At 68.8% G+C, this 8629-nt stretch carries 9 protein-coding genes; 4 read left to right on the top strand and 5 right to left on the bottom strand.

Annotated elements, in window-relative coordinates; all coding sequences use genetic code 11:
• From H0W40_RS17715 to H0W40_RS17695, 5 genes are all read right to left on the bottom strand, one after another.
• The coding region (locus H0W40_RS17715; protein ID WP_367153840.1) for a transcription antitermination factor NusB at window positions 1-769 on the bottom strand (769 nt) is incomplete at its 3' end.
• Window positions 770-986: 217 nt separating this feature from the next.
• Entirely contained in the window at window positions 987-1628 is a 642-nt protein-coding gene (locus H0W40_RS17710) for a LemA family protein (RefSeq protein WP_292448890.1), read from the bottom strand.
• Complete coding sequence (gene queC, locus H0W40_RS17705) at window positions 1625-2401, bottom strand: 7-cyano-7-deazaguanine synthase QueC (RefSeq protein WP_292448888.1); 777 nt, start codon at window positions 2399-2401, stop codon at window positions 1625-1627. The genes H0W40_RS17710 and queC overlap by 4 nt, the downstream gene beginning before the upstream one ends.
• A 69-nt stretch (window positions 2402-2470) precedes the next feature.
• The gene (locus H0W40_RS17700) at window positions 2471-3760 is read right to left on the bottom strand and encodes a glutamate-5-semialdehyde dehydrogenase (RefSeq protein ID WP_292448885.1); all 1290 of its coding nucleotides are present in this window, start codon (window positions 3758-3760) and stop codon (window positions 2471-2473) included.
• A 187-nt stretch (window positions 3761-3947) separates the two neighbouring features.
• Window positions 3948-4715 carry a GntR family transcriptional regulator gene (locus H0W40_RS17695; RefSeq protein ID WP_292448881.1) on the bottom strand — a complete coding sequence of 256 codons (768 nt, stop codon included), beginning with the start codon at window positions 4713-4715 and terminating at the stop codon, window positions 3948-3950.
• Between the two features lie 120 nt (window positions 4716-4835).
• On the opposite strand from H0W40_RS17695, the gene H0W40_RS17690 reads away from it, so the two are divergent.
• The 4 genes from H0W40_RS17690 to H0W40_RS17675 all read left to right on the top strand — a co-directional run bounded on the left by H0W40_RS17690 (window position 4836) and on the right by H0W40_RS17675 (window position 8491).
• Window positions 4836-5117 carry an SAF domain-containing protein gene (locus H0W40_RS17690; protein WP_292448879.1) on the top strand — a complete coding sequence of 94 codons (282 nt, stop codon included), beginning with the start codon at window positions 4836-4838 and terminating at the stop codon, window positions 5115-5117.
• A 144-nt stretch (window positions 5118-5261) separates the two neighbouring features.
• Window positions 5262-6437 (top strand): UxaA family hydrolase, encoded by a 1176-nt coding sequence (locus H0W40_RS17685; RefSeq protein ID WP_292448877.1) that lies wholly within the window; start codon window positions 5262-5264, stop codon window positions 6435-6437.
• Between the two features lie 123 nt (window positions 6438-6560).
• Window positions 6561-7487 (top strand): hydroxyacid dehydrogenase, encoded by a 927-nt coding sequence (locus tag H0W40_RS17680; protein WP_292448876.1) that lies wholly within the window; start codon window positions 6561-6563, stop codon window positions 7485-7487.
• Window positions 7487-8491 carry an Ldh family oxidoreductase gene (locus H0W40_RS17675; RefSeq protein ID WP_292448874.1) on the top strand — a complete coding sequence of 335 codons (1005 nt, stop codon included), beginning with the start codon at window positions 7487-7489 and terminating at the stop codon, window positions 8489-8491. Before H0W40_RS17680 ends, H0W40_RS17675 begins: the two co-directional genes overlap by 1 nt.
• Window positions 8492-8629 lie beyond the last annotated feature (138 nt).

Below are 8629 nucleotides of genomic sequence, written 5' to 3'. Positions count from 1 at the left end.
CGGCGCCGCCGACGAGCAGCGGCGCCGCCTGTTGTGCCGCGAGGTCCTGCACCGACACGGCGCCGTCGGCAAACCCGGGTAGCGCCTGCACGGCGCGGGGCTCGGCCAGCTCGATGGCAGCATCGGCCGGCAGGCCCGGCAGTGCCACCGCGCGGGCCGCGATGCCGGCCTCGGCGAGGCGCTGCAAATAGTCGGCCACGCTGCCTCGTCGCCGATTCACGCGCAGCGTCATCGGCGCCTGCACATTGGCGGCGCCCAGGAGCGCCGGCCAGTGGCCGGGCCAGTCTTGCTGAAGCCGCTCGAGCCACCAGCGCGGGTGGTTCCAGCGCGCCACCGGATCGCCGAGCGCCGCGGTCACCAGCGCCTCGCGCTCGCGCAGGAAACGGCGCAGCACCGCATTGACGAAACCGGACTGCGCGCGCGCGCGGCGCTTGGCCGCCTCGACCGCCTGGTCGACCAAGGTGTGCGGTGCATAAGGCGCGAAGGGCACTGCGGCTGCGACTCCACCTTCGCCCCAGGCCAGGGCCAGCGCCGTCAGCAGCAGCGCTTCGACCCAAGGGGGCGCCGGTTTAGCGACAAGCGCGCGGAGCAGCGCCTGCGCCCCGCCGAGCCCGCGCACGGCTCGAAAAGCCAGCGCCTGGGTGCCGGGGCGCGCGTCGGGGGGAGTGGCCACCAGGGCTGCGGTCAACGAGCGACCCGCGCGCACCGCCGCGACCGCATCGGCGGTGTGACCAAGCAGGGTGGCCAATGGCAGGGAAGGAGAACTCATGCGGGGCAGCCGAATCGGGGCGCGCAGTGTAGGCGCGGCAAGCTGCGGGCGCAGTGAGGGCAGATGAGGGAATGAGGCGGTTGGCTGGTTAGGCCGTCGACCATAAAGGTTGCTCACGTGCCAACGCGGAGGCGCAAGGTTCGTCGTCGGTGAGACGGCTTGCCGTCGGCCGCCGCGTTGCCCGAGCTCGGTGCCCAGGCCGTTTCGACCGCTTTGATCAGGCGCGCTCGCCGAAGGTCGAAGCGATCTGCGAATCGGGTCCGCGATCGGGCGAAGCACTCGCCAGCGGCGCCGCAGCGCGGAAACCGAACACGCTGGAGATCAGGCGCGTCGGGAGCTCGTGCACGGCGCCGTTGAACGCTTCCACCGCCTCGTTGAAGACGCGCCGCACGAAGGCGAGCTGGGCGTCGGCCTCCTGCAGGCCGAGCAGCAGCGCCCGCACCCGTTCGCCGAGCTCAGGCTCGCCTGCGACGGCCGGGCGCGCTGCGATCAGCACGCGCAGCGGACGCAGCGCACCTTCCAGCACCTGCTCCGCCAAGCCCAGGCTTTGAATCGCGCCGGCGCTGCCGACCCGCCCTTGCGCGTGATCGACGGCGGCCTGCGCCTGGCGAGCCGCCGCCGCCACCGTCTGCAGCGTCGCCCGGCCGATCTCGTCGCTCAGGTTTTCCATCGGATTGAGGCTGCCCAGCAGTTCGGTCAATTCGAATGTCAGCGCCTGGCGGCGCCGCAATTGCGCCTCTAGCGGCGGCCACGCGCCCATCACCGCGCTGCGCAGCCGCACCAGTCGGTTGTAAGCGCCGAGCGCCCAGAACACCAGCAGCGCCGCACTGGTGATGAGAGCGATACGGGTCGGGGTCATGCCCGCACCGCGCTGCCGGATGCGCCCCCGGCACCCGCCACGTTCGCGCGCCAAGCTTCGAAGCCTTCGCGCCGCAGCTTGCAGGCCGGGCAGCTGCCGCAACCGTAGCCCCAATCGTGGAGGCGGCTGCGCTCGCCGAGGTAGCAGGTATGGGTGTGCTCGACAGTGATCTGGACAAGCGCCTCGCCACCGAGCGCGTCAGCAAGCGCCCAGGTCTGCGCCTTGGTCTGCCACATCAACGGCGTCTCGATGGTCAGCGGCGAAGCCAGGCCGAGGCTGAGTGCGACCTGCATCGCCTTGATGGTGTTGTCGCGGCAATCGGGATAACCCGAATAGTCGGTTTCGCACATGCCGCCGACCAGCACGCCGAGATGGCGCCGGTAGGCCACCGCGGCGGCGAAGCTCAGGAACAGCAGGTTGCGGCCGGGCACGAAGGTGTTGGGCAGGCCGTTCGCCTGCATTTCGATGGCGCGCGCGTCGGTGAGGGCGGTGTCGGAGATCTGGCCCAGCAGGCCGAGGTCGAGCAGGTGATCATCGGCCAGGCGCGGCGCCCACTGCGGGAAGTCACGGGCCAGCGCCTCACGAATGCGTGGCCGGCAGTCGAGTTCGATGCGGTGGCGCTGGCCGTAGTCGAAGCCAATGGTTTCTACACGTGCGTAGCGCTGCAGCGCCCAGGCCAGGCAGGCCGTCGAATCCTGGCCGCCGGAAAACAGCACCAGGGCGCCGCGCGGGTCGTGCTCGCTCATGAAGGACAACGCCCGCTGGGCGGGCATGAGGGCAACGGTAGCGCCGATGAACCGGCGCGCCGCCCCCTCCGTGCGTCTTTCATGCTTCGGCCTTTGTCACGTCCGAACCTCTCCCTGGCCGAAGACCACCCACTTCATCGACGTCAACCCCTCCAGCCCGACCGGTCCGCGCGCATGGAACTTGTCGGTGCTGATGCCGATCTCGGCGCCGAGGCCGTACTCGAATCCGTCGGCGAAGCGCGTGCTGGCGTTGACCATCACGCTGGCCGAATCGACTTCGCGCAGGAAGCGCATTGCGTGCGGGTGGTTCGCGGTGAGGATGGCGTCGGTGTGGTGAGAGCCGTATCGGTTGATGTGCGCGATGGCCTCGTCGAGCGAGGCCACCAGCTTGATGCTGATGATCGGCGCCAGGTATTCCTCGGACCAGTCGGCATCGCTGGCAGCCACCAACGTGGCGCCGGACACGGCAGCGAGCAGCGCCTGCGCTTCGGAGTCGGTGCGCATCTCCACGCCCTTGGCTGCGAACAACGCACCGAGGCGCGGGAGGAAAGCCGCGGCAATGTCGCGGTGCACGAGCAATGATTCGGCCGCATTGCAGGGGCTGTACTTCTGCGTCTTCGCGTTGTCGGTGACGCGCAGCGCGAGCTCCAGGTCGGCGCCGGCATCGACATAGACGTGGCAATTGCCGTCCAGGTGCTTGATCACCGGCACGGTCGCCTCGGCGGCGATGCGCTCGATCAGGCCCTTGCCGCCGCGCGGAATGATGACGTCCACGTACTGCGGCATGGTGATCAACCGGCCGACCGCCGCGCGGTCGGTGGTCGGCACCCCTTGCACCGCCTCGGCCGGCAGGCCCGCCTCGATCAGGGCGCGCGTCACCAGTCGCATCAGTGCGGCATTGGAATGCACCGCCTCCGAGCCGCCACGCAGGATGGCCGCATTGCCGCTCTTGATCGCCAGCGATGCGGCATCGACGGTCACGTTCGGCCGGCTTTCGTAGACCATGCCGAACACACCCAGCGGCACGCGCATGTGGCCGACCGTGATGCCGCTCGGGCGGCGTCGCAGGTCGGTCATTTCGCCGATCGGATCGGGGAGCGCAGCGACCTGCTCGCAGCCTTCGGCCATCTGCGCGATCACCGGCTCCGAAAGGCGCAGGCGATCAAGCAGCGGGGCGGCGAGCCGGGCCGCCTGTGCGGCGTGCAGATCGCGAGCGTTCTCTGAGGCCAGCATCGCCGCTTCGGCGCGAATCAGGCGGGCGAGCGACAACAGTGCGGCGTTCTTCTGCGCGGTGGATGCTGCTGCCATCGCAGCAGAGGCGGCGCGCGCAGCGGCGCCGAGGCGGTCCATGATCGCGATCACAGCGGTCGGGTCGGTCGCATTCATGGCGCGATTGTCGCAAAGCGGGCCGAGCCGGTGTTCTTCGGCGCGCCGAAAGAGCACGGTGCTGGCTGGCGAAGCCGGGTCCGGATGCCCGGCGTAGCGAATAAGAATTCGCTGAGCGCAGCCGGGCATCCGGACCCGGCTTTGCCTACGCCGAACTCGGCTGCGGACGTGCTCCCCGGACACCCGATCAAGTCGACCGCGACAGCAATTGCACGTACTCGTGGTGGACCGTGTTGATGGTCGAGATGCGGTACTCGACCGGCTTGTCGCCGAAGGTCAATGCCGTTCGGCGCACCTGCATCACCGGCACGCCGGGCGCAAGGCCGAGGATGCGCGCGGTCGTGCGGTCGGCGGCCATGGCGCGTCCGCGCTCCTGGGCCCGGGTCACGGAAATGCCGAACTCCGTCTGGTACAGGTGGTAGATCGTGCTGGTGCGTTCCCGAAAGCGCTTTTCGGTCAGCCCCTTGAACAGGAGCGCCGGCAGGATCAACCGGTCGTGGATGACCGCGCGGCCCTGTAGCAGCAGCCGGTTGTCGATCTGGATTGCCGGATCGCCAGCCCTCAGGCCGAGCGCCTGCGCCGCGTCCTCGTCGATGCGCACCCGGTCGAAGGACACCAGCTCCACCTGCGGCCCTTCGCGCAGGCCGTCGCTGCGCTCGACATGGAAGAACTGGAACAGGAAACGGTCGGCGTTGTGCAGCGCGACATAGGTGCCGCGCCCCTGTCGGCGCACGAGGATGTGTTCGGCGACCAGCTCATCGACCGCATGGCGAAGCGTGCCCACCGAGACGCCGAAGGCGCGCGCCAGCTCCGTCTCGCTCGGCAGCGCGCCCCCGGCGGGGTAGCGGCCGTCTTCGATGGCGCGCAGCAGCGAGCGCTTGACCACGCGGTACAGCGGGGCGCCGGCCGCATCGGGGGCGATGGGCCCGAAAACGGAAGGGACGGCAGAAGGCATGTGCCATTCTCGCGCCTTGGCACCCTGTCCTACAAGTCATATAAATCACATGTTTGACAGTGCGGAGCCTGCGTCGCGAAACTGCCTGACTCGAAAACCCCAGTGAAACAGGAGACCTCGATGATTCACTTTGTATTGCATGACGCCAAGGACACGGTGGCCGTGGTCGTGGTGGAAGACGTGAAGGCGGGCATGACGCTCAGCGGCTGGATCATGGACGAAGACAAGCTCGTCGACGTGCACGCCAAGCAGGACATTCCGATCGGCCACAAGGTGGCGCTCAAGGACATGAACCCGGGCGACACGGTATGGAAGTACGGCATCGACATGGGCAAGGTCGTCGCCCCCATCAAGGCGGGCGAGCACGCCCACGTGCACAACATCAAGACGAAGAGGTGGTGAGTTGATGTAGGGCGAAAGAGGGGCCCCACGCAGTGGGGATCGCAGCCCGGAATCGACTCGCGGTCCGCAGGACCGCTTCCCGGCAGCAGCCCGACCTCTTCCGCTACTCACAGCACCGCTTCGCAACATCAGCAAGGAACCACCATGTCCATCATCTCCCAAGACACCACCTTCCTCGGCTACCGCCGCGAGAACGGCCGCGTCGGCATCCGCAACCACGTCATCATCCTGCCGCTGGACGACCTGTCCAACGCCGCCGCTGAAGCGGTGGCGCACAACATCAAGGGCGCGCTGGCCATTCCCCACCCTTACGGTCGCCTGCAGTTCGGCGCCGACCTCGACCTGCACTTCCGCACGCTCATCGGTGCCGGCTGCAACCCCAATGTCGCAGCGGTCGTCGTCATCGGCATCGAGGAAGTCTGGACCAAGAAGGTGGTCGATGGCATCGCCACCACGGGCAAGCCGGTCGTCGGCTTCGGCATCTCGGGCCACGGCGACCACGACACCATCCTGCGCGCCAGCAAGGCCGCGCGCGAGTTCGTGCAGATCGCCAGCGAGAAGCATCGCGAGGTCTGCCCCATCAGCGAACTGTGGGTCTCCACCAAGTGCGGCGAGAGCGACACCACCTCCGGCTGCGGCTCCAACCCGACGGTCGGCAACGCCTTCGACAAGCTCTACGAAACCGGCAGCACGCTGGTGTTCGGCGAAACGTCGGAGATCACCGGTGGCGAGCGCATCGTCGCCGAGCGCTGCCGCACCCCTGAGGTGAAAGAGCGCTTCATGTTCATGTTCAACCGCTACCAGGACATGATCAACCGCCACAAGACCAGCGACCTTTCCGACTCGCAGCCGACCAAGGGCAACATCGCCGGCGGCCTGACGACGATCGAAGAAAAGGCACTGGGCAACATCCAGAAAATCGGCAAGAAGTGCGTGGTCGACGGCGTGCTCGACAAGGCCGAAGCGCCCACCGGGCCGGGTCTGTGGTTCATGGATTCGTCCAGCGCCGCCGCCGAGATGGTCACGCTGTGCGCGGCCTCGGGCTACGCGGTGCACTTCTTCCCCACGGGCCAGGGCAATGTGATCGGCAACCCGATCTTGCCGGTCATCAAGATCTGCGCGAACCCGCGCACGGTGCGGCTGATGAACGAGCACGTCGACGTCGACACCTCGGGGCTGCTGCAGCGCGAGATCACGCTCGACCAGGCCGGCGACAAGCTGCTCGAGAGCATGCTGCGCACCGCCAACGGCCGGCTCACCGCCGCTGAAGCGCTGGGGCATCGCGAGTTCGTGCTGACGCGTTTGTACGAGTCGGCCTGATCGTTCGGCAGCGGCTTGGCCGCTGCCGAACCTCGACCGCGGTAAATGGGCCAAGGCGCGCCGTCGTGCGCGCCCGCCCGCGCGCCAACGACGCGCTCGACAACGCGCTTCAGCGAGGACTGCATGAAAAGAATCGTTATCACCGAATTCATGGACGAGGCCGCGGTCGCGCAGTTGCGCGAGCGGCACGACGTGCTCTACGACCCGAAGCTGGTGGACGACGGCGCGCGCCTGCACACCGAGGCCGGCAAGGCCGACGCGATCATCGTTCGCAACCGCACGCAGGTCCGCGGCGAACTGCTGGCGGCGCTCGCGCGCTGCACGGTGGTCGGCCGCCTCGGCGTGGGCCTGGACAACATCGATGTGGCGGCCTGCGAAGCTCGCGGCATGCAGGTGATTCCGGCCACCGGCGCCAACGCATCGAGCGTCGCCGAGTACGTGATCGGCAGCGCTATGCTGCTGCTGCGCGGGGCCTATCAATCGACGGCGGCCGTGGCGTCGGGCCAGTGGCCGAGAGGCGCGCTGTCGAACGGCCGCGAGCTGGCGGGCAAGACGCTCGGCCTGATCGGCTTCGGCTCGATCGGCCGGCTGACCGCGCGCCTGGCCGGCGCGCTGGGCATGGAGGTGATCGCCTTCGACGCGATGCTCGAGATCGACGACCCGGCCTTCGCCGCGGCCGGCGTGCAGAGCGTCGGCCTGGGCGAATTGATAGCGCGTGCCGACGTGGTGAGCCTGCATGTGCCGCTGGTCGATGCGACCCGCAATCTGTTCGATGCCGCGCGCATCCAGGCGATGAAGCCCGGTGCGGTGTTGATCAACACCGCACGCGGCGGCATCGTCGATGAGGGCGCCGTGGCGCAGGCGCTGCGCGCAGGGCGCCTGGGGGGTGCGGCGCTCGACGTGTTCGATGCCGAGCCGCTGGCCGCCTCGCCCCATTTCGAAGGCTGCCCGAACCTGCTGCTCACGCCGCACATCGCCGGTGTGACCACGGAGTCGAACGAGCGTGTCAGCAGCCTGATCGCGCAGAAGGTGCTGGAGGCCTTGCACTGATGGCTACCTTGAGCTTGCAAGAGGCACGCGATGCGGTCAGCCAGGCGCTGCGGCGCGCCGGAGCCAACGAGACGATGGCGGCGGCAACGGCGCGCGCTCTGGTGCTGGCCGAGGCTCAGGGGCTCGGCTCGCACGGCCTGTCGCGCGTCGGTCAATACGCCACGCACCTGCGCAACGGTCGGGTGAACGGCGAGGCGCTTCCGAGTCTGCGCCATGCGAAGGGCGGCGCCGCGCTGATCGATGCGCACGAGGGCCTGGCCTTCGCCGCCTGTGAGAGGGCGGTCGCCGAGGCGATCGGCCGCGCACGCGAGTTCGGCATCAGCATCGCCGGCGTGACCAACAGCCACCACTGCGGCGTCGTCGTCGATCACTTGCGTGCGGTGGCCGACGCCGGCATGGTCGGCCTGGGCTTCGCCAACTCGCCGGCTGCCATGCCCGCCGCCGGCGGCAAGCACCCGATCTTCGGCACCAACCCCGTCGCCGCGGTGTTCGCGCGGCGCGGCAAGGACCCGCTGATGATCGATCTGAGCCTGTCGGAGGTGGCGCGCGGCAAGCTGATGGTGGCTGCCAAGAAGGGCGAGCCCATCCCGCCCGGCTGGGCGCTCGACAAGGACGGCCAGCCGACCACCGACCCGAAGGCCGGCCTGGAAGGCTCGATGCTGCCGATCGGCGCAGCGAGCAGCCCCAAGGGCGCGATGCTGGCACTCGTGGTCGAGCTGCTCGTCACTGCGCTGATCGGTGCGCAGTTCGGCTTCGAAGCATCGAGCTTCTTCGTCGTTGAAGGCAACCAGCCGCGCATCGGCCAGGCCTTCATCGTCATCGATCCCGGCGCATTGGCCGGCTCGGCGAGCTACCTCGATCGCATCGAGGTGCTGGTCGCCGAGATGCTGCGCGACGAAGGCGTGCGCCTGCCCGGCGCACGGCGCGAACAGTTGCGCCACCAAGCCGAGGACCAGGGGCTGACGGTCCCCGATGCGCTGCTGGCGCAATGGGCCGCTTCATGAGGTATTGACCGCCGGCCGGCGCGGGCCGTTGGCGCCGGCGGGTGGGCAGTTGGCATAGCGGCGCCGGGCAATGGTCTGCTTTGAGCCGCACCGACTCCTCGACGAAGGCCGACAGCGACTCTCCGTCGCGCCGGGCCG

The sequence above is a fragment of the Methylibium sp. genome (assembly GCF_013817345.1).
GTDB lineage: Bacteria > Pseudomonadota > Gammaproteobacteria > Burkholderiales > Burkholderiaceae_C > Methylibium.
Note: the sequence above shows the minus strand (reverse complement) of the source record. Positions and strands in the feature narration are given on the sequence as shown.

Bases quoted from the DNA above. Each gene is read 5' to 3' on its own strand.
- H0W40_RS17680 (WP_292448876.1), top strand. From the start codon at position 6,561: ATGAAAAGAATCGTTATCACCGAATTCATGGACGAGGCCGCGGTCGCG.
- H0W40_RS17690 (WP_292448879.1), top strand. From the start codon at position 4,836: ATGATTCACTTTGTATTGCATGACGCCAAGGACACGGTGGCCGTGGTC.
- H0W40_RS17710 (WP_292448890.1), bottom strand. From the start codon at position 1,628: ATGACCCCGACCCGTATCGCTCTCATCACCAGTGCGGCGCTGCTGGTG.
- H0W40_RS17675 (WP_292448874.1), top strand. From the start codon at position 7,487: ATGGCTACCTTGAGCTTGCAAGAGGCACGCGATGCGGTCAGCCAGGCG.
- queC (WP_292448888.1), bottom strand. From the start codon at position 2,401: ATGCCCGCCCAGCGGGCGTTGTCCTTCATGAGCGAGCACGACCCGCGC.
- H0W40_RS17685 (WP_292448877.1), top strand. From the start codon at position 5,262: ATGTCCATCATCTCCCAAGACACCACCTTCCTCGGCTACCGCCGCGAG.
- H0W40_RS17695 (WP_292448881.1), bottom strand. From the start codon at position 4,715: ATGCCTTCTGCCGTCCCTTCCGTTTTCGGGCCCATCGCCCCCGATGCG.
- H0W40_RS17700 (WP_292448885.1), bottom strand. From the start codon at position 3,760: ATGAATGCGACCGACCCGACCGCTGTGATCGCGATCATGGACCGCCTC.